This is a genomic window from Nitratiruptor sp. YY08-10 (assembly GCF_016629565.1).
In the GTDB taxonomy this organism is placed as follows: domain Bacteria; phylum Campylobacterota; class Campylobacteria; order Campylobacterales; family Nitratiruptoraceae; genus Nitratiruptor.
The window spans coordinates 1,577,280-1,603,517 of the sequence record NZ_AP023057.1 but is presented as its reverse complement, the minus strand read 5'-3'; the positions used below and the strand labels follow the sequence as shown (position 1 = coordinate 1,603,517).

General features: G+C 40.8%; 24 protein-coding genes. 16 read left to right on the top strand and 8 right to left on the bottom strand.

Annotated elements, in window-relative coordinates; genetic code table 11:
* Positions 1-16: 16 nt before the first annotated feature.
* From JG735_RS08545 to JG735_RS08535, 3 genes are read right to left on the bottom strand one after another with little or no spacing between them, the layout of a single operon-like run.
* Positions 17-436: a hypothetical protein gene (locus JG735_RS08545; protein ID WP_201334651.1), complete on the bottom strand. Its 420-nt coding sequence runs from the start codon at positions 434-436 to the stop codon at positions 17-19.
* Complete coding sequence (locus JG735_RS08540) at positions 420-1,601, bottom strand: tetrahydrodipicolinate N-succinyltransferase N-terminal domain-containing protein (RefSeq protein WP_201334650.1); 1,182 nt, start codon at positions 1,599-1,601, stop codon at positions 420-422. Before JG735_RS08540 ends, JG735_RS08545 begins: the two co-directional genes overlap by 17 nt.
* A gap of 9 nt (positions 1,602-1,610) precedes the next feature.
* Positions 1,611-2,450 (bottom strand): peptidyl-prolyl cis-trans isomerase, encoded by an 840-nt coding sequence (locus JG735_RS08535; protein ID WP_201334649.1) that lies wholly within the window; start codon positions 2,448-2,450, stop codon positions 1,611-1,613.
* Positions 2,451-2,538: 88 nt separating this feature from the next.
* On the opposite strand from JG735_RS08535, the gene gltX reads away from it, so the two are divergent.
* Both gltX and JG735_RS08525 read left to right on the top strand, forming a co-directional pair.
* Complete coding sequence (gene gltX / locus JG735_RS08530) at positions 2,539-3,927, top strand: glutamate--tRNA ligase (RefSeq protein WP_201334648.1); 1,389 nt, start codon at positions 2,539-2,541, stop codon at positions 3,925-3,927.
* Positions 3,924-5,180, top strand: a complete 1,257-nt coding sequence (locus JG735_RS08525; protein WP_201334647.1) for a malic enzyme-like NAD(P)-binding protein — start codon at positions 3,924-3,926, stop codon at positions 5,178-5,180. The genes gltX and JG735_RS08525 overlap by 4 nt, the downstream gene beginning before the upstream one ends.
* A 46-nt stretch (positions 5,181-5,226) precedes the next feature.
* On the opposite strand, the gene JG735_RS08520 is transcribed toward JG735_RS08525, so the two are convergent.
* From JG735_RS08520 to JG735_RS08510, 3 genes are read right to left on the bottom strand one after another with little or no spacing between them, the layout of a single operon-like run.
* Positions 5,227-7,284 carry an EAL domain-containing protein gene (locus tag JG735_RS08520; protein ID WP_201334646.1) on the bottom strand — a complete coding sequence of 686 codons (2,058 nt, stop codon included), beginning with the start codon at positions 7,282-7,284 and terminating at the stop codon, positions 5,227-5,229.
* Entirely contained in the window at positions 7,281-8,195 is a 915-nt protein-coding gene (locus JG735_RS08515) for a cytochrome-c peroxidase (protein ID WP_201334645.1), read from the bottom strand. The genes JG735_RS08520 and JG735_RS08515 overlap by 4 nt, the downstream gene beginning before the upstream one ends.
* Positions 8,192-8,842, bottom strand: a complete 651-nt coding sequence (locus JG735_RS08510) for an MqnA/MqnD/SBP family protein (RefSeq protein ID WP_201334644.1) — start codon at positions 8,840-8,842, stop codon at positions 8,192-8,194. Before JG735_RS08510 ends, JG735_RS08515 begins: the two co-directional genes overlap by 4 nt.
* A gap of 49 nt (positions 8,843-8,891) precedes the next feature.
* On the opposite strand from JG735_RS08510, the gene JG735_RS08505 reads away from it, so the two are divergent.
* Complete coding sequence (locus JG735_RS08505) at positions 8,892-9,113, top strand: MoaD/ThiS family protein (protein WP_201334643.1); 222 nt, start codon at positions 8,892-8,894, stop codon at positions 9,111-9,113.
* Position 9,114: 1 nt separating this feature from the next.
* A complete protein-coding gene (locus tag JG735_RS08500; protein ID WP_201334642.1) occupies positions 9,115-9,558 on the top strand; it encodes a molybdenum cofactor biosynthesis protein MoaE in 444 nt (147 codons plus the stop codon).
* On the opposite strand, the gene JG735_RS08495 is transcribed toward JG735_RS08500, so the two are convergent.
* Positions 9,544-12,564: an NAD-glutamate dehydrogenase domain-containing protein gene (locus JG735_RS08495; RefSeq protein ID WP_201334641.1), complete on the bottom strand. Its 3,021-nt coding sequence runs from the start codon at positions 12,562-12,564 to the stop codon at positions 9,544-9,546. The two genes, JG735_RS08500 and JG735_RS08495, sit on opposite strands and share 15 nt — an antisense overlap.
* Positions 12,565-12,621: 57 nt before the next feature.
* On the opposite strand from JG735_RS08495, the gene JG735_RS08490 reads away from it, so the two are divergent.
* Together JG735_RS08490 and JG735_RS08485 are read left to right on the top strand one after the other, a co-directional pair.
* Positions 12,622-13,830 carry a molybdopterin molybdotransferase MoeA gene (locus JG735_RS08490; protein ID WP_201334640.1) on the top strand — a complete coding sequence of 403 codons (1,209 nt, stop codon included), beginning with the start codon at positions 12,622-12,624 and terminating at the stop codon, positions 13,828-13,830.
* Between the two features lie 10 nt (positions 13,831-13,840).
* Positions 13,841-14,401 carry a TlpA disulfide reductase family protein gene (locus JG735_RS08485; protein WP_201334639.1) on the top strand — a complete coding sequence of 187 codons (561 nt, stop codon included), beginning with the start codon at positions 13,841-13,843 and terminating at the stop codon, positions 14,399-14,401.
* 30 nt (positions 14,402-14,431) lie between these two features.
* Here the strand turns inward: JG735_RS08485 and JG735_RS08480 are convergent, their stop codons facing one another.
* The gene (locus tag JG735_RS08480) at positions 14,432-15,757 is read right to left on the bottom strand and encodes an MFS transporter (protein WP_370583475.1); all 1,326 of its coding nucleotides are present in this window, start codon (positions 15,755-15,757) and stop codon (positions 14,432-14,434) included.
* 77 nt (positions 15,758-15,834) lie between these two features.
* Here JG735_RS08480 and rdgB point away from each other — a divergent pair, with 77 nt between their 5' ends.
* The 10 genes from rdgB (at position 15,835) to JG735_RS08430 (ending at position 26,215) form a co-directional block, all read left to right on the top strand.
* Complete coding sequence (gene rdgB / locus JG735_RS08475) at positions 15,835-16,422, top strand: RdgB/HAM1 family non-canonical purine NTP pyrophosphatase (RefSeq protein ID WP_201334637.1); 588 nt, start codon at positions 15,835-15,837, stop codon at positions 16,420-16,422.
* On the top strand, positions 16,419-18,254 hold the full coding sequence (gene ciaB / locus JG735_RS08470; protein WP_201334636.1) for an invasion protein CiaB: 1,836 nt from the start codon (positions 16,419-16,421) through the stop codon (positions 18,252-18,254). Before rdgB ends, ciaB begins: the two co-directional genes overlap by 4 nt.
* Before the next feature lie 55 nt (positions 18,255-18,309).
* Complete coding sequence (locus JG735_RS08465) at positions 18,310-18,747, top strand: Hsp20/alpha crystallin family protein (RefSeq protein WP_201334635.1); 438 nt, start codon at positions 18,310-18,312, stop codon at positions 18,745-18,747.
* Positions 18,748-18,869: 122 nt separating this feature from the next.
* Positions 18,870-19,976 (top strand): alanine--glyoxylate aminotransferase family protein, encoded by a 1,107-nt coding sequence (locus tag JG735_RS08460; protein ID WP_201334634.1) that lies wholly within the window; start codon positions 18,870-18,872, stop codon positions 19,974-19,976.
* Position 19,977: 1 nt separating this feature from the next.
* The gene (locus JG735_RS08455) at positions 19,978-20,826 is read left to right on the top strand and encodes an ATP phosphoribosyltransferase regulatory subunit (protein WP_201334633.1); all 849 of its coding nucleotides are present in this window, start codon (positions 19,978-19,980) and stop codon (positions 20,824-20,826) included.
* Positions 20,823-22,076, top strand: a complete 1,254-nt coding sequence (locus JG735_RS08450; RefSeq protein ID WP_370583474.1) for an adenylosuccinate synthase — start codon at positions 20,823-20,825, stop codon at positions 22,074-22,076. The genes JG735_RS08455 and JG735_RS08450 overlap by 4 nt, the downstream gene beginning before the upstream one ends.
* 9 nt (positions 22,077-22,085) lie before the next feature.
* Positions 22,086-22,646, top strand: a complete 561-nt coding sequence (locus JG735_RS08445; protein WP_201334631.1) for a DUF507 family protein — start codon at positions 22,086-22,088, stop codon at positions 22,644-22,646.
* Positions 22,643-23,782, top strand: a complete 1,140-nt coding sequence (gene carA / locus JG735_RS08440; RefSeq protein ID WP_201334630.1) for a glutamine-hydrolyzing carbamoyl-phosphate synthase small subunit — start codon at positions 22,643-22,645, stop codon at positions 23,780-23,782. Before JG735_RS08445 ends, carA begins: the two co-directional genes overlap by 4 nt.
* On the top strand, positions 23,782-24,012 hold the full coding sequence (locus JG735_RS08435) for a hypothetical protein (protein ID WP_201334629.1): 231 nt from the start codon (positions 23,782-23,784) through the stop codon (positions 24,010-24,012). Before carA ends, JG735_RS08435 begins: the two co-directional genes overlap by 1 nt.
* Before the next feature lie 151 nt (positions 24,013-24,163).
* Positions 24,164-26,215 carry a TonB-dependent receptor gene (locus JG735_RS08430; protein ID WP_201334628.1) on the top strand — a complete coding sequence of 684 codons (2,052 nt, stop codon included), beginning with the start codon at positions 24,164-24,166 and terminating at the stop codon, positions 26,213-26,215.
* Positions 26,216-26,238 lie beyond the last annotated feature (23 nt).

The following is a 26,238-nucleotide window of genomic DNA, read 5'->3' as shown; positions in this document are numbered from 1 at the left end:
AAGGTTTTTCTACCTTCTATTTTTTGATCAAAATAACATTTCCTTGTATGAGTGTTCCCATGGTGTTTTCTGTCTCTTTATACTCTACTTGGAAATGATCGACAAGAAGTAGATACTGCTTCGGGTTGAAGTTTGGATGAGTCAATCTCATATATGCTGAGGCGTATCCTGTGGCGTAATCTTTTGCATTTTTATCTGCTCGTTGTATCAGTGTCTGCGCATCAATTTTGTTTTTATAGGCATACAGTTTTCCCACCCATTCATAAAAACTGAAACCTCGAACGATGATGATTCTGTTTTTATATGAGGCAGGATAGTAGTCAAGATAGCTTCCTTTAAAAACGTTTTGAGTTACTATCTTCTTCTCTTTTGCGTAAGCCAGGGAAAAAAGCCCCGCTAAAAGAGCGAGGATGATGATTTTAGTGAAGTTCTTCATTGAGCTTCACTTCTTTGTTGCTTCTAAACACTTTCATCTGACCACTTGTAGAGTCTTGTCTGAAATGGAGTCCATTCAACCCAGCAAGTTCTCTGCCTTTGAAAAACTCTTTATATTCAGCATCCCACTCAGGGTTCGCCTCTTTGATTTTTTCATAGTCCGCTTCACTCATGAAAAATTTTGTTCCTTCCAGTACCGCAATACCGGCATCTACAATGCAGCCGTCGCCCAAAGGGATGCCAGTAACGGAGTTTGCTCCCAGCAAGCAGTTTTCGCCGATGCTGATAGGATTGCCACTGGTGCCGCTAAGAACTCCTAAAATACTTGCTCCTCCGCCTACGTCGCTGCCTTTGCCAACCACTGCACTGGAACTGATTCTTCCTTCCACCATGACCGGTCCCAATGTTCCGGCATTGAAATTGATGTAGCTTGCCCCAGGCATGACAGTGGTTCCTGCCGCAAGCTGCGCTCCCATACGTACTTTCGCAGCATCAAGTATTCTTGTGTTGTCAGCCGGGATGATATGCTGTAAAAATCTTGGGAATTTATCGACTGAGTCGATAACGGGATACTGCCCACTCATTTTGAGTTCAAGCTCGTTTTCGCGTAGCCAATCAAGTTCGATTGGGGTAGTCCCGCTCCAGGCAACATTGTGCAAAATGCCAAACGCACCGTTGAGATTGACGCTTCGAAGAGCTGCTTTGCCAGTAGAGAGTGCATAGAGTTTGAGATAAACCGCTTCGACGCTTTTTGGTGCCGCATCTTCAAAAAGAAAAACGATTTTGAAATTTGCAAGTTCTTCTTCATCCAGGGTGCTTAAATATTTGATAACTTGTACATTTTTGTGTGCGTCGCCTATTGCCTCTTCGATCCAAGGATTGCAGTAACTAAGAGCTTCGGCAACAAAATTTTTCGTTACATTGTAAACCGCTTCACTCTCATCATTAAGCAGTTTTCCTGTCTCATGCAGCGCTTTTTGAAAGATTGCTGCACTGCCGTAGTTCTCCTTCCAGTTGATAAACGGGAATGTTGCTTGCAAGATTTTTTCAGGGTTTTTTTGCCCTCTGTCAACTCTTGCGATACCAAAAGCCAAAGGCTCTTTGTAGTATGCGCTGGATTGGATCTCGTTAACGAGTGCGAAAAAATCGTCTTTTGTTTGAATCATTGTTACTCCTTATGGTAATCGTATCACTTTGATGTTTGCTGCGGCTTTGAGTTTATCGAAATACTCTTTAACATTTTTTACGCCGCTAGTTTTAGAGAGTTTGTTTAATATATACCCTTTCGCTTCTTCAAAAGGGATATACTCTTTTCCATATTTATGTTTGACATAGATGAGAAGGTATTTGTCGCCCATAGGCAGGATCTTGGTGAACGAGCCCTCAGGGGTTTGATTGAGAAGATATGCAAATTGTGGATTGACCTTTTGAAGATCGATTTTCTCTTCCCCTTTTTGTACCAGTGCTGTGTTGCTTGGTTGATAGAGAGGATTTTGCGCAATTTTTGCCAAAACCTCTTTGGATGGAGAGATGTATTTAACGATATCTGCTTCTTTCGCTATTTCAAACTCATTTTTGTGTGTTTGATAATAGGCTTTGAGATCTTTTTCACTCATTTTTTGCGTCTGCTGTCTTGTCAAAGCGGCATAGAGTTTTTTTCGAAGAAGTTGCTTGCGAAGTCCCTCTTTGAACTTTTCCCAATCTCCTCCTCGAGATATGATTGCTTCTTGAAGTCCGAAAAGATCGGTTCCTTTTTGTTTTGCGATTTTTTCAAGGGCTTGATCCAGTTCGATGTCGTCCACTTTGATACCGAGTTTCTTGATCTGCTCTTCTTCCAATTTTTCTCGAATCAAAAGCTGAATCGCTTCTCTTTTTGACAGTCCTGTTGTGTTCATTACTGTATTGATTTCATACAGGGTTATCGGTTCATCATTGACAATAACTGCGATTCCATCGATGATTTTTCCATACGAAAGAGAGAGGAGCAACATAGCTGCCAAGGCGATCTTTTTCATTGATTTCCCTTATCTTGTTCAGTTTGTTCGATTTTACCACTTTCTTACTAAGAGTTGGGTAAAATACCGAAAAAAACAAAGGGCACAAATGATCGTTACACGTTTCGCTCCAAGTCCTACAGGGTACCTGCATATCGGGGGTCTTCGAACGGCTCTTTTTAACTGGCTGTGGGCAAGGAAAAATGGCGGCAGATTCATTTTGCGTATTGAAGATACTGATCTTGCACGAAACAGTGAAGAGGCAACAAAAGCGATTTTAGAGGCTTTCGATTGGGTTGGGCTCGATTACGATGGTGAGGTCGCTTATCAATCAAAAAGATTTGATATCTACAAACGTTATATCCAAAAACTGCTGGATGAGGGCAAGGCGTACTATTGTTATATGAGCAAAGAGGAGCTGGATCGTCTTCGAGAAGAGCAGATGAAAAGGGGAGAAAGACCACGATATGATCGAAGGTATAGAGACTTTACAGGAACGCCTCCCCAAGGGATACAACCAGTTGTGCGTATCAAAGCGCCATTGGAAGGGGATATCGTTTTTGAAGATGGGATCAAAGGTGTTGTTACGATAAAAGCCCAGGAGCTCGATGATTTTATCATTGCTCGAAGCGATGGTACGCCGACATACAACTTTGTCGTGGCGATTGACGATGCTTTGATGGGTGTCACAGACGTGATACGAGGAGATGATCATCTGTACAATACGCCAAAGCAGATTATTGTGTATGAAGCTTTGGGTCTAGCGATTCCAAGATTCTACCATGTACCGATGATTTTGAACGAAGAGGGCAAAAAACTGAGCAAGCGCGATGGTGCTATGGATGTGATGGAGTATAAAAAAATGGGATATCTGCCAGAAGCTCTTTTAAACTTTTTGGTACGCCTTGGGTGGAGTCATGGGGATCAGGAGATTTTTAGTTTACAAGAGATGAAAGAGCTTTTTGACCCCAAAGATATCAACAAATCGGCTTCTGCGTATAATCTTTCCAAACTGCAATGGCTCAATGCACATTACATCAAAAATACGCCAAATAAGAAGCTCGTGAAGCTTCTTGAAGAGTTTGGACTTTTCTTGGCTGATCACGATAAAAAAGAGATTTTACTCGATGCTTTGAAAGAGCGTGCAAAGACCTTGCAAGAGCTAGCAGATATGGCAAAAGAGATTTTGGAAGCGCCGCAAAACTATAATGAAAAGGGAGTAAAAAAAGCGCTCAAAGGGGAGTGGCAAGCGATTTTGGAGCTCTTTTTGCAAAAACTCAAAGCAAGCGAAGCCCACTTGCCATCAGATTTTCATGCCATTATCGAAGCAGTTGTCCAGGAAAAAGGGATTGGTTTTGGTAAAATCGGACAGCCGTTACGCCTTGCACTTTTGGGAAAAATGGCTGGGCCTGATCTGTCAGATGTGATGGCAATCATCGGAAAAGAAGAAACAATAAAACGAGTTGAGAAATTGATCGAAGAAAAAGGAAATAGTTGAAAACGAAAGCGTTGCAATACCATAAAAAAGGAAAAAGTGGAAAATTTGAGATCTGTGTTACAAAACCGTTTGCAACGCAAGAAGATTTGAGCCTCGCGTATACGCCGGGCGTGGGTGAAGTATGCAAAGAGATAGCCAAGCATCCAGAGAGTGCGTACGAGTATACGACAAAAGGAAATCTGGTTGCAGTAATATCCAATGGTACAGCCGTCCTAGGGCTTGGTGACATCGGAGCGCTTGCCAGCAAACCTGTCATGGAAGGCAAAGCGATTTTATTTAAGAAGTTTGCCGGAATTGACAGTATTGATCTGGAAGTGGATGAGAAAGATCCCCAAAAGTTTATAGAAATTGTACGAGCATTAACCCCCACTTTTGGTGGAATCAATCTTGAAGATATCAAAGCGCCGGAGTGCTTCGAGATTGAAGAACAACTCAAAAAGAGTACCGAAATTCCTATAATGCATGATGATCAGCACGGTACCGCTATTGTAACGACGGCTGGGTTGATCAATGCGTGCAGATTGACAGGCCGTGATATTGCATCTTTGAAAGTGGTGATCGTAGGAAGTGGCGCCGCTGCGATAGCCAGTGCGAAGATGTATCGATATTTTGGAATCAAAGAGATAATTCTCATCGATTCCAAAGGTGTTGTGCATAAAGAGCGAAAAGATTTGAACGAATATAAGGCCCAATTTGCATATCCAAAAGCAATTTCAAGAGAGGAAGCATTCAAAGATGCAGATATGGTATTAGGCCTTAGCCGCCCGGGAACTGTGCAAAAAGAGGATTTGGCTTTGATGAAAGAGGAGCCCTTTGTTTTTGTCTGCTCCAATCCAGTTCCTGAAATTATGCCAGATGAGATCAAACAGGTACGCCCAGGTGCTATTATCGCTACCGGAAGAAGCGATTTTCCTAACCAAGTGAATAACGTCTTGGGTTTTCCGTATCTTTTTCGAGGGGCTTTGGATACGAGAAGTAGTGCAATTAACTATGAGATGATGTTGGCGGCTGCCCATGCATTGGCTGATTTGGCAACCAAGGAAGTTCCTGAAATGGTACAAACGATTTATCATAGAAGGCTTGCTTTTTCTAAAGAGTATATTATTCCGACACCCTTTGATCCAAGACTGATCGTTGAAGTGAGCATGGCAGTAGCAAAGGCGGCAGTCAAAAGCGGCGTAGCAAGAAAAGAGCCAAACTGGAATGAATATAGAGTATGGCTCGAAGAGCTTCGAGACAGAAGTGTAGAATAAATATGCTATAAAAAGCTCAAAAGTACAAACAGCTATGCTATGAGCATCACTCATCTATCGTGGGTGAGGGTTTATGCAAGAAAAAGCCTTGTGCATAGTCGATGCCAATATCCTTGATCGCTTCATAGACCTCCTGAGAGTGGACAAATTCTGCTACTGTTTTGATATCGGCTGCCTGGGTAAAGTTGACAATCATCCATACAATTAATTTGGCATTTTTGTCTTTGTGAATGTTTTTGATGAGGCTGCCGTCGATTTTGATATAGTCAATCTGAAGATTGAGCAGGTGTTCAAAGTTGGAATATCCGCTACCAAAATCGTCAATAGCGATTTTTGCGCCAAAACGTTTCACTTTTTTAATGAACTCTTTGACGATTTCATAATCTGCTATAGAAGCAGATTCCAGGATTTCAAAGGTGATTTTATCTTGTAGATTTGGATAGAGTCTAAAAAGCTCATCAATCATTTTTGTAAAATCGGGATCGATAATATCATCTATTGAGATATTGAGACTAAAAGCTATATTTTTTTTACTCATCATTGCAAAACTTTGCAAAAAGATCATTTTTGTAATGGATTTATACAGTTTGATCTCTTTTGCCAATTTCAAGTAAGGGTAGATCGACTCGACTCCTCTGTCTGTTTTGATACGGGCCAAGACTTCATATTTTATTTTTTGGTTATTGCGAATATCTACAATGGCCTGATAGAATGGGATAATATTCTTGTTTTTAATCGCATCGATTAACATATTTGTCATTTTGAGGTTTGTATCGACTTTGTTTAAAAGATTTTGGGATGAAGTGTAGTATAAGCATGTTTTTTGTGGATTTTTCTTTACCTCTTTGAGAGCGATATCTGCCGTTTCAAGCAAAGGTTTGGAAGTGGAGATGCCTATACTCACCGTTATGAATACTTCAAGATTATGGCAAAAAATCGGTTTTGTTTGGAAAAGATGAGTGATTGCGCATGCAATCTTTTCCAGATCCATAGTATCTTTTTCTGTAAGGATTGCGAAGTCATCACCTCCAATCCGAAACAGTTGAGCGTTGGGTATAATGGTTTTGATATGCTCTTTAATCGTATTGGCTACCGATTTTAAAATACAGTCTCCTACCTCTGTACCGTAGATATCGTTGAAGTGTTTGAATCTGTCGATATTGATCAAAATAAGAGCCGGATGTTTGTATTTTTCTTTTTCGAGAAAAAAGCTGTTTCTGTTATACAGACCGGTTAATGTATCTTTTCTTGCCAATCGATCCAATTCCCGATTCTCTTTGTCCAGCAATAAAATCAGATAGATATTGTACGCAATAGTAAAAAGAAAAAGAGTAGTAAATATTGCATATAAAAATGTGATGGTCTGAAGTTTTTTGTGAGATACTTTTTCGAAATCTTTTCTAAAAGCTTCTAAAGAGTTTTGGGGAAGTTTTTGAAGAATAGTGTTGAGATATTTTGTGTATGTGGGGAAATTTTGTAAAAATATATTGAGATGAGCAAGCAAGACTACATGGAATCTTTGCAGTTTTTGATTGGAAAAATGGTACTTTTGTAGTTTTACATAATCTTTTTGGATCTCTTGTAAAAAATCCTTATCAAAACTGCTTTTTGCCAAAATGACATTTGCTATCGCACTGATTACGGTTTTCTCATACCTGTTGAAATGGGGATATGTTGTCTCAAAGTCGGGTATTTTGTTCATTAAGGTAGTCAGCAAGGCAAGGGAGTTTTTGATCGTTGAATTGACCGTTTCAAAATCAAAAATCGTGCTACGAACTTTCTGACTTATTTTTTTGTAAGCAAGATAATCTCTTTTGAGTAATTGGGGCAGATGTGGCAGATGGTCTTGTTCAAATTCTACTTGCTGTGACTCTATCTCTTTCGCTGTTTGGACGATTTTGTCAAAATTTTTATAAAGAAAAAAAGACGTTTCCAAAACATCATACTGCAAGACAGTTTCGAGTGTTTGAAAACGGTCTAGGTGATATAAAATATCACTTCGTTCTTCAAAGTATTGTTTGGAGAAATATCGAAAATAGAAAAAAAGTCCTATGATGGAGAGTCCAAGCAGAATGGAAAAAAGAACTCTTTTTTTCGTGCTCATTGTTCTAAAATCTTCGGTTTTTTACCCGTTAACGTTTTTAAAAAAGCGACGATCGCCCTTTTTTCCTCGGATGTCAGCTGGAATCCAAGATTGTGATAGGCCATTTTCTCCACCGCTTCGTCCAGTGTTTTCACTGATCCATCATGAAAATAGGGAGCAGTAAGAGCAATGTTTCGAAGTGTTGGTACTTTGTATCTGTAACGATCAAATGCTCTTTTGGTTATTTCGTATCTGTCCCCGACAGCTGGTTTGTCATAGGGTTTGACGGCTCCTATTTTTTGATAGGAGTTTCCTCCGATATTGATGCCGTTGCGGCACGTGATACATCCCAATTGTTTGAAAAGTATGTATCCTTTCTTTTCCAATGGTGTGAGCTTTGCTTTTCCTTTGAGGTATAGGTCAAATTTTGAATTTGGTGTGATCAGAGCTTTTTCAATTTCGGCGATTGCGTCCAGTACCATCCAGTATTTAATATGATCTGTATGATAGACTTGTTTGAACAGTTTCTTATACAATGGGTTGGCATTGAGACGTTTTTCGATAATTTTTTCATCCATAGCCATCTCATTTGGAGCGTGAACCGGTCCGTTTGCCTGATCTTTGAGATCTTTTGCCCGTCCGTTCCAAAACTGTCTGAAATTAAAATATGCGTTATAAACGGTTGGGGCATTGACTTTTCCTTTTGCTCCTCCAACACCAATAGAGACTGGTCTTGGATCTGCTCCGCCATGGTTAAAATCGTGACAACTTGCACAGCTTATTGTTTTATCTTTAGAAAGAATAGGATCGAAAAAAAGATATTTTCCTAAAAGCGCTTTTTGTTTGTTGTAAGGAATATGTTCCGGTATGGGCTTGATAGGTTCAAATGCCAAGAGGATGACAGGAATTAGAAAAAAAAATAATTTTTTCATTTGTGAATCTTTTTTGCCAGTTTTAGGAATTTTTTAAGTGATTGTTTCTCCCGTATTCCTACATTATAGCGAATCAACGTTAAATATTCGTTAATCTCGCGAGAGCTTAGGCCGGAGCGTTTCTTGTAGGTTCGCATGATGTATGTTGGTATTTTGATACGGCTTTGTAAAAAGGCTTTGGCTAGTTTCTCATACTGTTTGCCTTTTTTCCTGTAGCAAAATCTGGCAAAGACGAAAGGTAGACCAAATTTTTCATACCAAAGTGCTGCCAGGTCTTGGCACTTTTGCTTTTTCCTCCTTTGCAGGGCTCTGTCTCCTATAACCACTTCTCCTTGCATTTTCAGAATCTTTGCAAGAATATTGGATGTATCTGAAGCTTGGTCTGGGAGTGTTTTGCCCGGGCAGACAAGAACGCTTAAGACCTTTTTATCTGCTACGATACCAAAATCGCTGCACCGATATTTTTTTGAGACAATACTGGACACCATGGCCGCTTCCACTTTTCCTTTTTGAAATTTCTTATTGATTGCGGAAGGGACCCCTTGATGATACATCCACGCTTTCTTATCTGCCGGAGTACGTAATCTTTTTTTGAGAAATACATGGAAGGGCAAAAGATTGATATATTCGATTTTTCCTATTATCATGAGGGTAATTATATGATAAAATTAACGAAACACATAACGAGGAAAAGCTATGGTGACAGTAGAATTTTTGGGTCCAATAAAACGTGAACCTATGAAAATAGAGGCGAAAACCCTTGCAGATGTAGCAAAAGAGCTCAAAAAAGATCCAAAACTGCAAAAATGGCTCAGCGAATGTGCAGTAGCTGTGAATGATACGTTGGTTGAAAAGAGTGATATAGTGCTTAAAGAGGGAGATCGTATATCTCTTCTCCCTCCGGTTTGTGGAGGCTGAGATGCTTGAACTCTATCCCGGACAGTTGGATGTGGACAAAATCTTTTCTCGTTGGAGAAAATGGGGAGAGACGAAAAACTATGGCGCTTTCATCACTTTTGTTGGTATCGTTCGGGAAGAAAATGGCATAGAGGCGCTCAGTTTCGATATCTATGAGCCTATTTTAAAAAAGTGGTTCGATACTTGGCAAGAAAGAGCGAAGCAAAAAGGGGCCTATGTGTGTATGGCACACTCCATAGGCAATGTTCCCGTGCATACCTCCAGTTATATGTCTGCAGTTTTTAGTCCAAAACGAAGAGTAGCCCTGGAACTCATCGATGAGTTTGTGGAAGATTTTAAAGCGAATGCTCCCATTTGGAAATATGACGTAAAGCAGGGCGAACGAATCTATGCAAGGGACCGCTCCCAAAAAATCAAAGGAAGCGGACTTTTAGACAGCCTCTAAAAGAAGTTTGTGCAAAATATATGTCAGGCGCATCAGATCTGATGATGCGTTTGATTTCATTGTTTCTATCATGGTGTTGAAACGGTTTGGATCGATCATCTTCTCTTCCATATAGTGTTTGAGTCCATCTTCAAGCGTTTCGGTTGCTCTGGTATACAGTACGACATCTTTTGCCACTACCGTTACGAAGTAGTTAAGCAGTTCAACAAGTTGATTTTGGATCTCTTTTCCGATACTATCTTTTGGAACGAATTCTCCCAGAAGCTGCAACAGTTCATCGATCTTAAATGTAGAGATGATAAGCATCAAAAGCTGCAATATTTCTGAAAGCGTATACTCTTTCAATTCTTTGATGCGGATAGCCAGCATAATGAATTTGATCAGATCGATATATTTGAAAAAGTTTTCGCTCCGCCCTTTTTCGAACGAGAGGAATTGAGCAATTTCATTTTTGTAGCTTAAGATGTGGAATGGCTCTAAATTGATCTGATGGTAGTTGCGTACGATCCATTTGAGACTAAATTCGATAGAGTGCTCAATCTCCAAGAGGATTGGGTAGAGATTTTGTTTGAGTTGCAGCTCTTTTTCGTAATACTCTTTTTTGACTTTTGCAATAGAGAGAAGTGAATAAAGTAAAAGATAGGATTTCACTTTTATGGCAAATCGCTCTTTGCCTATCTCGTCAAAATCGGCTAAAAAAGTTACTCCTGCATTATCGATGATGATATTAGCAGCAACTGTTGCGATGATGTGTTCTCTGAGTGGTTGTTTGAGGACCTCTTGTTCAAAAAGAGGATAGAGTGATTTTGGAAAGTATTTATATAAGAAGTGCTCAAAAAATGGTTGTTCGCACAATCCGCTTTCTAAAATAAACTGTTTGAGAAAGATTTTACTAAATGAGAGGATAATGCCAAGGACAGGACGCACCACTTTTCCCTCTTGGTCTATGACTTCGGAAAAATCTTTGTTTTTTGGAATCTCAAAGTCTCTTCGTTTGAAAAACTCCACCTCTCGTTCAAGGGTTTCAATCACTTTCATAATCTCTTCAAGCATCGTTTTTGACCGAATGGCATCCAAAGTGATAGCGAGAGGCTGGTGATGATTTGTTGCAAACACCTTTTGTAAAACCTCTTTGGTGACGCTTTTTAATACCTCATTTCTTTGTTCAATATCGATCTTCCCCGATTCCATTGCCTGGTTAAGAACAATTTTGAGATTGACTTCATGGTCACTTGTATCGACTCCGGCAGAGTTGTCGATGCTATCGAGATTGATTTTCCCGCCGTTTTTGGCATATTCTATACGAGCTTTTTGCGTAAAACCGAGATTCCCCCCTTCACATACCGCATAGGCTCTGAGGTCACTTGCATCCACCCGTACAGGTTCGTTTATCTTGTCTGCAATATAGATATTGAGCTCTTCGCTGGATTTGACATAGGTACCAATACCACCGATATAGAGAAGATCCACTTTTGCACAAAGGAGTCTCTTTGCAAGCTCTTCTCCGCTGATTATGTTCTTTTTGATGCCAAGCAGTTTTTTGATCTGCGGAGAGAGTCGAATCTCTTTATCGTATCTGGAAAAAACACCTCCGCCCTCGCTCATTTTTTCGGGGTCATATTCGCTCCAGCTTTTGGATAGTTCAAAAAGTCTTTTACGCTCTTCATAGGCTATTTGGGGGTCTGGATCAGGATCGATAAAAATTTCATGAGAGCTGATAGCACCGATAAGGCGAATATTGGGATTGATAAGCATACCGTTGCCAAATACATCACCCCGCATAGAACCAGTACCGACTACCGTGATGGAGTCGTTGAAAATGTCGATGCCCTTGTCAATGAAATGTCTTGCAGCACTGATCCATGCCCCGTTCGCGGTAACCCCCAGCTTTTTGTGGTTGTAGCCATATTTGCCACCACTTGCAAAGGCATCTTTGAGCCAAAATCCTCGTTTGAGTGCAATTTCGTTTGCCACGTCGCTCATATCCGAAGTTCCCTTGTCGGCGGCAACAACAAAGTAAAAATCCCCACCTTCTACCGGTTTTTTGTCGATCAAATCCAAAAGTGCGTCAATATACATCGAATAGAATTTTGTGAACTGTGCTTTACTGATCCTTCTTTCTATAAATAGACCTCCTTTGCCTCCGGAAGGGACGATAATGGCATTTTTGGCCTCTTGCGTAATCATCAATGATTTTATCTCTTCTCTGAAATCTTCCCTGTCACTCCATCGTATGCCTCCTCTGGATACTTTTGAGACCCGCAAATGGACACCGAGAAATTCGGGGTGATATACGAACATTTCGATATTTGGCTGCAGTGAGGGCAGAAGATGTTTGAAATTTTGCACTTCGATTTTAAAAGATTTGGCCTCTTTTGATTGAAAAAAATTTGTTTCGGTAATGTTTTGAACAACGGCATAGAACGTTCGTAGAAGCTTGTCTTCTTCAAAATTTTTGACCGATTTGAAACTCTCTTCAATGGATTTATCAATATTTCGTATCCCTTTTTTTGCAAAAAATCTATTGGTGATGAGAGCGATTGTTTCTCCATGCTGCAAGAAAGTTTTGATGATGCTCTCTTCCCGCTTTTCGATGAGAAGTTGATCAAGATATTTGATCATTGCCCTGAGAAAGAGGATTTTTTCTATAGTGAAGCGTTGTGTGACAGCGAGCCTGTACAGTTTGCAATGTTCAAAGATTTGGCCTTGCAGCGCTTTTTTTATAATCGCCGTCACAATATCTTCACTATTTTGTAGCAGTTGGGTTTCTGTCTGGATGGTGAGTTGGTTGACATAAACATCCTCAATCTCATAAGAGATATCTTCTATCGTTTCGATTCCGAAATCATTGAGCAGTCTCACAATTTTTGAGATAGAGTATCTTGTTTTGGAATAGAGTTTGAGATAGGTGGTATCGTTGTAGAAAAATTTCAGCTCTATATCTTTCAGTTTTTTTGCTATTTGAATGTCTTCTTGTGTAATCGCTTGCTGGCAGAGAGTTCTCATATTCGCCTTTCTTGGGGAGTAGGTGAATATTGTATAATAGCACAAAAAAGGAGATTGATGATTAGTTTTGAAGAGTCGATGCAGCGATTACAAGCTCTTGATATAGAGCCTGTAGGTGTTGAGAAACGATTTGTCACCGATGCACTGCACAGAATTCTTGCCCAAGACATCATCGCCCAGGAAAACAATCCGGAGTATCCAACCGCAGCGATGGATGGCTATGCGATACGTGGGAAAGATCAAGCCTTAAAGCGTCTTCGCATCGTAGATGAAAACCCGGCAGGCACAAATGTTCAAAGAGAGGTCGGAGAAAAAGAAGCGATCAAAACCTTTACAGGGGCATTGATGCCAAAAGGTGCCGATACTCTCATTCCTATAGAAAACGTGCGAGTAGATGGGGAGTATATAGAGATTGTCGAGCCGGTTGCTGAGGGTTTTAGCGTCCGTCCTGTCGGAGAAAATTATCAAAAAGGCGAAAAGCTGATTGCTAAGGGTTCTAAAATCGGTTTTGCCGAAATCGGTGTCATGGCAAGCCTTAACGTTGTTATGCCTAAACTCTATCAAAAACCAAAAGTAGCTATCCTGGCAACAGGAAGCGAAGTATTGGAAATCGGGCAGACACAAACCTCATCAGCTCAACTTCGAAGCTCCAACAACTATACGTTAGAAGCGATTACCAAAGCTCACGGAGGCGAGCCGATACAGCTGGGTGCAGTCAAAGATGACAAACACTCCATCACTGAGGCGATGCAGGAAGCTTTGCACAGTGCAGATATCGTTGTGACAACCGGAGGAGTGAGTGTCGGAGATTACGATTTTGTCAAAGATGTAGTCAAAGAGGAGCTTGGGGCTGAAGTAGTCTTCAAGGGCGTGGTGATCAAACCCGGGCAGCATGTGATGGTGGCACAAAAAGGCAAAAAGTTCATTGTGGCACTTCCGGGATTTGCATTTTCAAGTACCGTGACATTTTTGATCTATGTCCTTCCGATTCTGTATCGAATGCAAGGAAGCGAATATCATCCAAAAATTGTCTATGCGACACTCAAAGAGCCTTTTGTAAAAAGAAGCAAAAAGACGGAGTTTACTCCATGTAATGTGATAAACGAAGATGGAGAATTTTTTGTCGATTTTGCCGGAAACAAGATAGGAAGCAGCGCTATTTTGACGAATATGCTTGGCCAAAATAAAGCTCTTGTCATTACTGCACCCAATAAAGGCGACAAAGAGGCGGGAGAACGCGTTCGCGTATGGTTAATCAATCAATAAAGGAGAGAATGTGAAAAAACTGTTTTTGTTAGTATTGAGTGTTGGTTGGCTTCTTGCAGCTTCCCAAACTCCAAAAGCTGCGTATAAAGATTTCACACTGACAACAGTGGAAAATAAAAAGATTCATATCAGGGTCAAACCTGAAGGAATCGAGGTCAAAGAGTATCCGCAAAAAGTGATCATCCTTGATTTTTTTGGTAAACATTGTCCGCCGTGTCGAGCGGAGATTCCAATTTTGGGAAAATTGCAAAGTGCAAAAAAGAGCAAACTGCAAATTATCGGCCTGCACGTCCAAGAGCTTTTAACGATGGATGATATCAAAGAGCTTCGTACAATGGGAATAAACTATCCTATTGTCGATTATACAGCGAATGAAGAGAATAGAAATTTTGTCGGATTCATGGCACAGCTGACCCGCTGGCAAGGATCAATCCCTTTTATGCTCTTTTTTGATAAAAATGGTGTTTACAACGGATATCATTTGGGAATGGCGAATGAAGAGAGTTTACAGAAATTTATCGATAAACTGGCCAATCCTTCGCAAAAAGATTCACAAAAAAATGCAAAGTAATCGAAGGGAATCCTTCGATTACAAAACCTCTTATCGATCCTTTTTCAAAAATGTTTTGATGGTCTCTTCATCTAACTTCTCTTTGTCATATTTTACAACGATAATTTTTTCTGTTTCATTGATGTAGAAATCGGTGATGCCATCCATCACTTTAAGGCCTGGAAGCTTCTCTTTGTCATATTCCTCGAAGTTTAAAAAGAGATTTGCCCGAACTCCCGGATTTCTCATGCCAACAATCCAGTAGATCCAAACCACACATACAAGCAGAACAAAAATAGCCACTGCTTTTTCATGGCCGTACTGATATAAAAGACCCCCGATGGCACCGCCAAGAAAAATACCGATATAGGCAAACGTATTTGCGACTCCTAAGGCTGCGCCTTTTTGATGTACTCGTGCGAATTTACTCACAAAACTTTGTAAAAGAGGTTCAAACATATTAAATCCGATGAAGAAAAAGACGGCTCCGATCGTAAAAAGAAGAAAAGAGCTGCTAAAACCCATGAGTGCAAAAGAAGCCGCGATAAAGAGGATAGAGATGATGAAAACCTCTTTTCCTTTGTGGTACTTTTCTCCAAAGACGGCTGCAGGTCCCATAGAGAGGATACCGAAAATGACTGCTGGCAGATAGACTTTCCAGTAGTGTTGCGGTCCTAAGCCGAATTTTTGCTTCATGAGGATCGGAATGATAAAAAATGCAATCGCCATGGTTGAAGAGTGAAACAAAAAGGTGATATACATTCGAACCAAATCCTTGTCTTTGAAAACCTCTTTGATCTTCGCTTCCTCTTCACTGTAGTGATGCACTATTTTTGGAGGTTCGGGAACGGCTGTAAAAAGAATCCCAAGAGCCAGAATCGCCAAGATTGCCGTGAGCCAAAAGAGCGCTTTGACACTATACAGACCACCGATGATCGGTCCGATGATCATTGCTGCTGCAAAACTCATGGCGATCACCATACCCATAACGGCCATGGCGTGGGCTCGCTCATCCTCACGGACATAATCGGCGATCATTGCAGTAACGACACTTCCGATAGCGCCAGAACCTTGTAAAAACCGACCAAGTAACAGCACATAGATGTTATCGGCAACGGCACAAATAACAGAGCCCGCAGCAAAGAGCAAAAGACCGATCAAAATCGTCTTTTTGCGGCCTATTTTGTCACTCAAAACGCCAAACGGCACCTGCAAAAGAGCTTGCGTAAAAGCGTAACCACCTACTGCAACCCCGGCTAAAAATGCGGTTCCTCCTTTGAGCTGCAACGCATACTGGCTGAGTACTGCCAAGACGATGAAAAGACCAAAAAACCGTAATGCCACGATAAGACTGAGTGGCAATACCTTTTTGACGATCGCTTTCAATTACAATCCTTTATGATAAAATTTTTCAACTCTTATTGTAGTCTTAAAAAACTTGAAAAAGGAATAATATGAAAGTTATATTAGCCTCTTCAAATAAGGGAAAGATCAAAGAAATAGAGCAGATGATACATATGGATGTGATTCCTTATAAAGAGCTTCTTGGAGATCTTGAAATTGTAGAAGATGGGAAAAGTTTCAAAGAGAATGCCATCATCAAAGCCAAAACCATTTATGATGCACTTGGAGATGAAAATGCGGTGGTGATATCTGATGACAGCGGTATTACGGTACCTATTTTGGGAGGTGAGCCCGGAATCTACTCTGCACGGTATGCAGGTGTTGGAGCCAGTGACAAGGAGAATCTAAACAAACTGATACAGAGGCTCAAAGAAAAAGGAATCAAACGAACCCCTGCCTACTATACTGCCGCTATTGCCATTGCCTCCAAATATGGCATAAATACGGTTCATGGATGGATGTGGGGTGAGGTGATTGATGAAGCAAGAGGGGAAAAGGGGTTTGGGTATGATCCGATGTTTATCCCGCAAGGTTTTGATAAGACATTGGGGGAACTGGATGAGGAGATCAAAAAGAGTATCAGTCACAGAGCGAAAGCTCTTGAGTTAGCGAAAATTATTTTGAAGAGGTGGGAATGAAAACAAAAAGTGATCTAAAAAGGCTGTACAACAAGCTAGCATTGCAGCAGCAAGAGCTCCAAAAATTTTTTGAGCTTGTACAACCCTATCAAGCTCCTATGGATAGGAGTCTGGAATATTACGAAGAGCTGATCGACGATTTTTTATCTTTTGTTGGGCTTTCAAAAAACGATGAAACACTCCTTGCTGCAATAAATCGCATTGTCAATTTGCGAGAAGATGCATTTTTACAGGTTATTGCATCTTATGATAAAGAGCAGCAGATTCAGATGAAGGAAAAAGCTTTTCTTTGGGTGAGTAGATTTTATATCAAGCGTTTTGAAGAGCTTCTTGAATGGATCGAACAAGAGCAGCTCTTTGATCTGTTTTATAGGAGACTTTTACGTCATGCTCATGCTATCGGCAAAGTTATGAGCAGTTGGCAAAGCAGCTGGATGGCCCAGATTATTTACGGTATCAACGAGGAGTTGTACAGACTCTTTGAGGGAGATGAAGGAAAAATTTTTGAGATGTTGCTCCAAAAGGGGCTTTTGGATAAGGGCCATAACGGTGAAACTGCTGATCGGTGCTATTCTGTTTTGCGGATGAAAGAGGATGGCTCTTTCGAGCGGCTTGCTTACAAGGAAGCGTTTCATGAAGAGGTTGCAGAGGTACTCGCAAAATTGGCAGAAGCAATTGATGAACTTGACAAAATTGAAGATACGCTTTTTGATCAAAAAGCGGCATGGCTTCAGTACTTTCAGGCATTATATAATGCACTGCAACAGAGTGATCCAGACAAACTCGTTCCGGCCTGGGCCGATGTGGACAGGGCGTGGATGAAAATAACGACCCCTTTGCAGATAGGCCATCCACTGGAATATTATGAAGATATCTACAGAAAAGCTGTGGCGCTGGAGTGGGATGTCCGCATTGCCAATCCTGATTATCCCTCAGGAGAGCGGGCGAAAAAAATCGAACGGATGTTTACAAAAGTCTATCAAGATATAGGTATTGAAGCCCCCTCTCTTTTTCAACGATGCATCCAAAATATTCAACGGGTCCAGCTCTATGTGGGCAGACCTATGCTCTTTTACGGCAGTGAATTCAATGGGCTTTTCAGTGCGCAGGTTGTTCCAAACGATGAGGTGGTGAGCAAAGAGTTTGGCAAGAAGATTTTTGCCTATCCGGATATGATCTTGTCCAGTCAAAAAGCAAAACCGAAAATGCGTTTGAGCAAGGTGGTATTTGGAGAAGAGCTTGCTGAAGCCATTCGAGGACTTCTGTATCAAGAGGAGCAATGGCATAAAATCTACGATATCACAACGATCGGACACGAATATGGTCATATCCTGTGGATGGATGAGGATACGGAAGTTGTGATGAATAAAAGCGGCATGTTCAAACTGACCGAAGAGTTCAAGGCCACTTCCGGAGGACTGATGGCCTTTTTTTGTTGTGAAAGGGAGGATCTATGGTATGAACTTCTTTTGGATCACATCAATCGCAGTGTCTCACTGATTGGATGGATGGAAGTATTGGAAGTGCTCCCCTATTACGTGGAGGGGCTATTGCACCTACAAGCACTTTTTGAAACCGGTATTTTTCGTTTTTGTGGAAGACTCCATATACAAATCAACAAAGAAAAGTATGAAGCATGGAAATCGTGGTATGAGCAAACCTATAAGGAGCTTGCTAAACATTATATAAAAAAATTGGATAGCGCACTCTTTCTTGAGCCTTTTATTATGAAAAACGGGCAATCCTATCTTCCGAAAGATGAGGAAATTAAGGATTTTGTCGAGTATTATTATGATCTATATAAGAAAATAGGAAGAGAAATTGATAGATAACTTGACAAAGATAGACTAAAATGATATAATTTCGAAAAACGTAAAGGAGGTGAGCATGGTACCAGTAATGTTCGATCCATTCAAAGAGCTCAGAGAGATTGAAAAAAGAATTTCTACTATGCTTGATCTTGAAAAAAATATGGTTCCATCTACTCAGTCTGAAACAATCTGGATGCCAGCTGTGAATGAAAGAGAAGATGAGAAGGCCTACTATGTGGAAGTGGATCTTCCAGGCGTGAAAAAAGAGGATATCAATGTTGAAGTGAAAGACAATGTTTTGGTCTTGAGTGGAGAAAGAAAATTTAAAAAAGAGGAAGAGGATAAAGGGTATAAGCGAGTAGAGAGCTTCTTCGGAAAATTTGAAAGAAGATTTACGCTTCCGGCGGATGCCGATGCTGAGAAGATTGAAGCAAAAGTAGAAGATGGTGTTTTAACTATTGTCATTCCAAAAGTTGAACAAAAAGAGAATACGAAAAAAATTGAGATCAAATAAGCGAAGGAGGTTTTTTTCCCCTTCTTCGCAACACTTCTGCTTCTTAATCTCTTCCTAATCCCTCTTTTGTTATACTCTTTCTAACTAATAGTCACTTAGTCACTTTGACAAAAGGAAAGAGGATGTTACTTTTTACTCCCGGACCAACTCCTGTTTTGGAACGAGTTCGCCAGGCTATGGCAATGCCTACTTTGCATCATCGAACTCCGGAATTTAGTGCTGTTTTCAAAGAGGCCCGCATCCTGTTAAAAAAACTTTTGGATATGGAAGATGCGGTTATGTTGGCTTCTACAGGGACAGGGGCTATGGAGGCGTGCGTAACGAATCTGTGCAGAGAAAAAATGCTCGTTGTCAATGCCGGTAAATTTGGTGAACGTTTTGTCAAGATTGGTCAGGCATTTGGAAAAGATGTGGTGGAACTCAAGTATGAGTGGGATACACCGGCACAAAAAAGTGATGTTTTGGAAGCTATCGAGACACATCCCGATATTGATACTTTCTGTATCCAAATTTGTGAAAGCGCAGGTGGTCTTAGACATCCGGTTGAAGATATAGCGGCTGCTATTAAAGCTGTCAATCCTGACATTATGGTGATTGCCGATGGGATAACGGCTGTAGGCGTTGAGCCGATTGATACGGAAAATATCGATGCTTTGATTACTGGAAGCCAAAAGGCTTTGATGCTGCCTCCTGGTCTTGCAATGGTAGGACTCAGTCAAGATGCCATCAATCGTCTTGGAAACGGAGCTGGGTTTTATTTCAACCTGGCCAGTGAGCTGAAAAAACAGCGAGAGGGGACAACCGCCTATACTGCAGCTACAACTTTGGTGATAGGTCTCAAAGAGATGCTTACGATCATGCTTAAAGAGATTGGCATGGATGAGGTGTATGATCAAACAGATAGACGAGCCACGGCAACCAGAGTTGCGATGGAAGCTCTTGGTTTGCAGATCTATCCAAAATCACCAGCCAATGCAATGACTGCTGTATATGATGAACAGGCTGAAGAGATCCGAAAAATTTTGAAAAACAGATATGGTGTTCAGGTGGCCGGAGGGCAAGAGCATCTCAAAGGAAAACTCTTCCGAATCAATCATATGGGGATTATCGAGCCAAACGAGGCTGCATGGGTGGTCAATGCAGTAGAAAAGGCACTCAGTGATCTTGGCAGAATCGAATACAGAGGTGAAGCCAATAGAATCTTCAATACAATCTATTTTGAGGAATGATATGGTACAGGATCACGAAATACCAAAAGGGGCTAGGCTCTATTTTGGTCAGACGGCAAAGATAAAAAGAGATATCGAAAAGATAGCCAGCGAGATTTTATATGCTGAAGGGTTTGAAGAGATAGCCACACCGCTTTTTTCGTACCATCAGCATAAATTCATCGAAGATGAAAAAGCGTTGATTCGTTTAAGTGACGATAAAAATAGAGAACTTTCTTTACGAGCAGATAGCACCATAGATGTGGTGCGGCTCATTACAAATCGTTTGGGTAGAAGCACAGAACACAAAAAGTGGTTCTATATCCAGCCGGTGTATCGCTATCCTACCGAGGAGTTTCATCAAATTGGCGCCGAAGTTTTGGAAAGCAAAGATGTAGCAGCTATCTTGAAAATATTGATCAAATTTTTTGACAAACTCCAAATAACTCCAAATCTACAAATTTCAAATATTAAAATACCGGAAATTTTGGCCCAAAATTATGGCCTTGGGTATGAAGAACTCAAAAATGGCGATATTCATACTATCTTGCAGACACAGCATCCTTGGATTGAAAAGCTTCTGTATCTACAAAGTGTTGAAGAGATTGATGAATGTATCGCAGAAGTTCCTGAGGAGATTGAGCAAGAACTTCTGAAGATGAAAGAGCTTGCTTTGAGTATTCAATATGACAAACTTTTATTAGCACCTTTGTATTATGCCAAAATGCGCTATTATAAAGATCTTTTTTTCCGATTTTTTGAAAAAAACAGCACGCTGGCCATGGGCGGAGAGTATGAGGCCGCAGGAGTGGAAGCGAACGGTTTTTCTCTATATACAGATTATTTGATACATGTGGTAAAAGGTGAATAATGGCAGCAGATTTGATCGTTGGAATACAGTGGGGCGATGAAGGGAAAGGGAAGATTGTTGATCTTTTGGCCCAGGAGTATAATGTTGTATGTCGGTACCAGGGTGGTCACAACGCAGGACATACGATTGTCGTAGATGGCAAGACCATCGCTTTGCATCTAATTCCTTCCGGTATTTTAAATCCGAAGGCTGTCAATATTATAGGCAACGGTGTCGTCGTCAGTCCAGCAGCTCTTTTAAAAGAGATGGAGCAGTTTGACAATCTTGACGGAAGACTGCTTATCAGTGATAAAGCGCATTTGATTTTCAAATATCATGAAGAGATCGACAGAGCCAAAGAGCGACTTCGCGGGAAAAATGCTATCGGAACGACGGGACGAGGTATTGGACCTGCATACAGTGACAAAGTGAGTCGTCAGGGTCATAGAATAGGAGAGCTGAAAGATATTGATGCTCTTCTTCAAAAAATCTTGGACTATTTTGAAACAAACAAAATCTATTTCGAAGCATTGGGAGTCTCTTTTCCGAGTGAAAAGGAACTCAGATCCGAGCTACAACGGTATCAAGAAGCTTTGATGCCCTATGTTGTGGATACCACCAATTATTTGTGGGATCTTTTGGAACTTGGTGAAGCAAAAATTTTATTGGAGGGCGCGCAAGGGACAATGCTCGATATTGATCATGGGACCTATCCGTATGTTACAAGTTCGAACACAATTGCTGCGGGAGCATGCACCGGACTCGGGCTTGCGCCAAAAGATATCGGGAAAGTCATCGGTATCGCAAAAGCATATTGTACAAGAGTAGGTAATGGGCCATTTCCTACCGAAGACAATGGTGCAGATGGCGAGAGACTCCGAAAGCAGGGGCATGAGTTTGGAACAACGACTGGAAGACCGCGACGATGCGGATGGTTTGATGCAGTGGCTGCAAAATATGCTTCAAGAATCAATGGATGTGATGAGATGGCATTGATGAAGCTTGATGTGCTTGACGGATTTGAGAAGATAAAAGTGGCGAGCAAATATCTGTATGAGGGTGAAGAGATCGATTATGTGGTAAGTGATCTAGAGAATGTAGAACCTATTTATCTAGAGTTTGAAGGTTGGGAAAAAGTGGAAGGCATCCGATCATGGAAAGATCTTCCACTCAACGCACAACGCTACATCGAAGCGATAGAGGAGTTGATAGAGACAAAGATTGCTTTGATCTCTACAAGTCCTGATCGAGCCGATACGATCAAACGGTAAGGAGAAACAATGAGATTACGTGTGGCGCATGCCCCTTATGTAGCCAATAAAATAGCGATCGATTTAGTGAAAAGCGGCTTTGTGATGTTAACGAGCGGTGTAGAACCGGTTGTGCGAGCAGCGCAAGAGATATTGGAAGAGGAGCTCAAAAAGGAGGCTGCTCTGGATGAACGAGTCCGAGAACTCATTGAAGCGAAAGAGGAGGAAGAGGATCCGGACTTGATGCTTGCGGACAGAAAACAGCTCTTTTGGATGATCAAAAAGAAATTGGCCCCCGAATATGGAGTCATTTTAAATTATGAAGACAAATATAACGATATTGCGCACAAGATTTTGAAGAAATTGTACGAAGAGGATTTGATCAACTACTCCGTTCCGGACAATAAAGTAAAAAATGTTATTTATGACGCAATTACAGGATATATCAAAACATATGACGAGATTGAAGATATTGTTTTGGAAAAGATTTCCAACTACAAAAGAAAACTCATTCCGGGAAGTGAAGAGTTTGAACTTGTCTTTAAAAAGATGTTTGAAGATGAATTGAAACGTCGGGGGATGCTTGTATGAAAAAGGTATGGATCTATCTTGAAAACGGGCTTTTCCTTGAGGGAAGAAGTTTTGGAAGTGAAGGAACGAAAACTGGCGAAATTGTCTTCAATACCTCTATGACGGGATATCAAGAGATCGTAACCGATCCAAGTTATGCTGGACAGTTTGTCACCTTCACCATGCCGGAAATCGGCAATGTTGGTGTCAATGAAGAGGATATGGAGAGCAAAAGAGCCTGGGCAAAGGGGATCATTGTTCGTTCCTACCAAAAAAGATACTCCAATTTTAGAGCGCAAAAAGCACTGGATGAGCTTTTGAAAGCGTATGATGTCATGGGGATATGTGATATCGATACAAGAACACTTACAAAACATGTTCGTGACAATGGTGCGTGTATGATGATCGCTTCAACAGAGATTGATGATCGAGATGAACTTGCAAAACTTTTGGCTGCAGCACCAAGAATCGAGGAGATTGACTATATCAAAGCGGTTTCTACGAAAGAACCTTATCAGCATACACAAGCAACATATGATGCGAAGGTTTTTTGTTACAAACCGGCTCCTGAACCAAAAGTAAAAATCTATGTGCTCGACTTTGGCGTAAAAAGAAATATTTTGAACCATCTCGTGGAGGCGGGGTTGGAGACCCATGTGCTTCCTCATACTTTCGATCCACAAAAAATTATAGAAGAGTACAATGAGGGAAAAGTAGATGGTGTATTTCTCTCCAATGGGCCAGGTGATCCGCTTATTTTGGAAGATGTGCATGAAAAGATTCAAAAATTGATCAAAGCAAAAATACCGATGTTTGGTATCTGCCTTGGACACCAGCTTCTCTCTATCGCCCATGGCTATCCTACCTATAAACTCAAATTTGGTCATCACGGAGGCAACCATCCGGTCCGTAACGAAAAGACAAAACGGGTGGAAATCACTGCACAAAACCACAACTACAATGTACCAGTCGGGATCGAAACCATTGCAGAAGTAACACACAAAAACCTTTTCGATGGCACAATCGAAGGGATTAAGTATCAAGACGAGCCGATTTTCAGTGTACAGCACCATCCAGAAGCGAGTCCCGGGCCACATGATAGTGCGTATATTTTCGAAGAGTTTATGAAATTGATCTTAGAAGAAAGGAAGAGATAATGTTGGAATTTTTAAAAAAGATGACAGAGTGGGTGCTTCAAAAAGAGGAAGAAGCGGCAAAAAACTGCAAAGTCTCCATTGAAGACATTGAAAAGCAGATTGCAATAGTCAAAGAAAAACGAGAAAAGCTCCAACAAGAGTGTCAGCAAAATATCGAAGAGCTCAACAAAATAATAGGACGGCTCGAAAGCATTAAAAATATCGAACTGGTCAAATGCAATAAAAACTGAGCTATTTACAATTAATTAACAATTATTGTTTATAATCAAAATGCCAGTCTTCATTCTTACTCCTTGAAGCTTTTGCTTCAAGGACCTCCGATTAACATCCGCTTAACACTTCTTTGTCATAATAACTAAAACTATATATTAAGGATAGAATATGACAAAGCCTATAGTTCTGTGTTTTTCACTTGCTACGCTTTTGTGCGCCCAAACATTACAGGTTCAAACGGTGACAGTTGAATCAAGTGCCGAAACAGAGAAACTGAGCTCTGATCAGGTACAGTTTACAAGACAGCAGGATTTAAGCGAAATTTTAAGCTCCACCAATCCTGAGATCAACATGGTACGTGCCAGTGCGATCGGCAATGATATCGTTTTACGCGGGTTTAAAAGAGATGATGTGAATGTTTTGATCGATGGGGCAAAAATCTATGGCGCATGTCCAAACAGAATGGATCCGCCTGCTATGCATATCTCTATTTCTCAAATTGATAAGGTGATCGTCAAAGAGGGTCCCTTTGATGTAGAAAATTTTGGCAGTATGGGTGGGATGATCAATGTTGTGACAAAAGATCCACAACCTGGATTTTCTGGTTCACTTCAAGCGACAATAGGGAGCTTTGATTATAAAAAAGGTGCGGTGAATTTCAATGGTGGCGATGAAAAGTTCAAATTTTCCCTTGGACTTGTGAGAGAATCAAGCGGACAGTATGAAGATGGCTCTGGCAAAACGTTAGTTGAGCAAAACTGGGCAGTTCTTGGAAAAAGTAATCCAAATGCGTATAAAGAGCAGTATAAAGATATGGATGCGTATAAACGAGGAGTTATTCGAGGAAAATTCATCTATGATATTGATGACAATCAACAATTAAAAGTGAGACTATATAGTGATAAAGCAAACGATGTTCTTTATCCAGCGTTTCAAATGGATGCACAGTTAGATGAGACAATCATGCTCAATGCCGATTACACCATCAAACACCTTTCTGCATATTCGGATAAATTGGTGCTAAGTATCTACTATGATCGAGTCAAACACGATATGGGAACAAAGTTTAGAAATGCACCTGGAATGCTGTATCGAACCCATAGAGCCAAAAGCGAGACGAAAGGAGTCAAGCTTAAAAATATATTTTTGATTGGTGCTTGGAATGTAGAAACAGGAATCGATGTGAGTAAGAGAGGGTGGAACGGAATGTGCCTGAATGAACCTTCCAAAACACCAAGACAGGTGCGTATTCCTGATGTCGATACGATCAATCGTGGAATTTTTTTCAAAGGATCAAGAAAATATGGTGCATGGGATCTGAAAGCTGGCATCCGGTATGACTGGACCGATATCGATACCAACGTACAGTGGAACAACAATCCATTGATCCCTACACCTGTAGCAAATTATTATAAAAACAAAACTTCAAGAGATTTTCATGATCTCAGTGCAAACGTCGTTGCAAAATACCATCTCAATGATACAGATGCACTTTTTGTTGCATTGGGACAAGGTGTGAGAGTACCTGATGCAAACGAACTCTATTTCATAGCATATAACAAAAATTTATCAAATCCATGGGTTCGTAGAGGAAATCCGGATCTGAATGAGGTGAAAAACAGAGAACTGGATTTGGGATACGAAGGAAGTATCGGTGAAGATGGCAGTTACAGAGTGACGCTTTTTTACAGTGACCTCAAAGACTATATTTATGCGTACAAAGATAGTGCAGGGACACTGACCTATGCAAATATCGATGCCCATATCTATGGAGCGGCCTTTGATTCAGCCTATGCAGTAGGAGAGTATGGCCTTTTTGAAGCGAAAATGGCGTATCAACGAGGGAAAAAAGATGATCAAATACCTGGGCAGAGTGATGATGATATGGCGATGGTCCCTCCATTTCATGCAAGTGTAAGCTACTCATACGATACTGGAGACTATTTTGCATCAGCTGAGATTCGTTACAGTGCCAAATGGAACAATTACGACAGTGACAATGGCGAACAGGCTATCAAAAGCTGGACAGTGGTAAATTTGAAAGCTTCGAAACAAATTACTCCGAAATTTTCTATCGATGTAGGTGTAGACAATCTCTTTGATCAAGATTATGCCACAAACAATACCTATGTGGGTCGTGCTCTTGTTACAGGGGCGGTGCCACTACTCATTCATGAGCCAGGACGATATCTCTATACGAATCTGCGATACACCTTTTGATATAGAGCAAACCGTTTGGTTTG

Bases quoted from the DNA above. Each gene is read 5' to 3' on its own strand.
- JG735_RS08545 (WP_201334651.1), bottom strand. From the start codon at position 436: ATGAAGAACTTCACTAAAATCATCATCCTCGCTCTTTTAGCGGGGCTT.
- JG735_RS08540 (WP_201334650.1), bottom strand. From the start codon at position 1,601: ATGATTCAAACAAAAGACGATTTTTTCGCACTCGTTAACGAGATCCAA.
- JG735_RS08535 (WP_201334649.1), bottom strand. From the start codon at position 2,450: ATGAAAAAGATCGCCTTGGCAGCTATGTTGCTCCTCTCTCTTTCGTAT.
- gltX (WP_201334648.1), top strand. From the start codon at position 2,539: ATGATCGTTACACGTTTCGCTCCAAGTCCTACAGGGTACCTGCATATC.
- JG735_RS08520 (WP_201334646.1), bottom strand. From the start codon at position 7,284: ATGAGCACGAAAAAAAGAGTTCTTTTTTCCATTCTGCTTGGACTCTCC.
- JG735_RS08515 (WP_201334645.1), bottom strand. From the start codon at position 8,195: ATGAAAAAATTATTTTTTTTTCTAATTCCTGTCATCCTCTTGGCATTT.
- JG735_RS08510 (WP_201334644.1), bottom strand. From the start codon at position 8,842: ATGATAATAGGAAAAATCGAATATATCAATCTTTTGCCCTTCCATGTA.
- JG735_RS08505 (WP_201334643.1), top strand. From the start codon at position 8,892: ATGGTGACAGTAGAATTTTTGGGTCCAATAAAACGTGAACCTATGAAA.
- JG735_RS08500 (WP_201334642.1), top strand. From the start codon at position 9,115: ATGCTTGAACTCTATCCCGGACAGTTGGATGTGGACAAAATCTTTTCT.
- JG735_RS08495 (WP_201334641.1), bottom strand. From the start codon at position 12,564: ATGAGAACTCTCTGCCAGCAAGCGATTACACAAGAAGACATTCAAATA.
- JG735_RS08490 (WP_201334640.1), top strand. From the start codon at position 12,622: ATGATTAGTTTTGAAGAGTCGATGCAGCGATTACAAGCTCTTGATATA.
- rdgB (WP_201334637.1), top strand. From the start codon at position 15,835: ATGAAAGTTATATTAGCCTCTTCAAATAAGGGAAAGATCAAAGAAATA.
- ciaB (WP_201334636.1), top strand. From the start codon at position 16,419: ATGAAAACAAAAAGTGATCTAAAAAGGCTGTACAACAAGCTAGCATTG.
- JG735_RS08465 (WP_201334635.1), top strand. From the start codon at position 18,310: ATGGTACCAGTAATGTTCGATCCATTCAAAGAGCTCAGAGAGATTGAA.
- JG735_RS08460 (WP_201334634.1), top strand. From the start codon at position 18,870: ATGTTACTTTTTACTCCCGGACCAACTCCTGTTTTGGAACGAGTTCGC.
- JG735_RS08455 (WP_201334633.1), top strand. From the start codon at position 19,978: ATGGTACAGGATCACGAAATACCAAAAGGGGCTAGGCTCTATTTTGGT.
- JG735_RS08445 (WP_201334631.1), top strand. From the start codon at position 22,086: ATGAGATTACGTGTGGCGCATGCCCCTTATGTAGCCAATAAAATAGCG.
- carA (WP_201334630.1), top strand. From the start codon at position 22,643: ATGAAAAAGGTATGGATCTATCTTGAAAACGGGCTTTTCCTTGAGGGA.
- JG735_RS08435 (WP_201334629.1), top strand. From the start codon at position 23,782: ATGTTGGAATTTTTAAAAAAGATGACAGAGTGGGTGCTTCAAAAAGAG.
- JG735_RS08430 (WP_201334628.1), top strand. From the start codon at position 24,164: ATGACAAAGCCTATAGTTCTGTGTTTTTCACTTGCTACGCTTTTGTGC.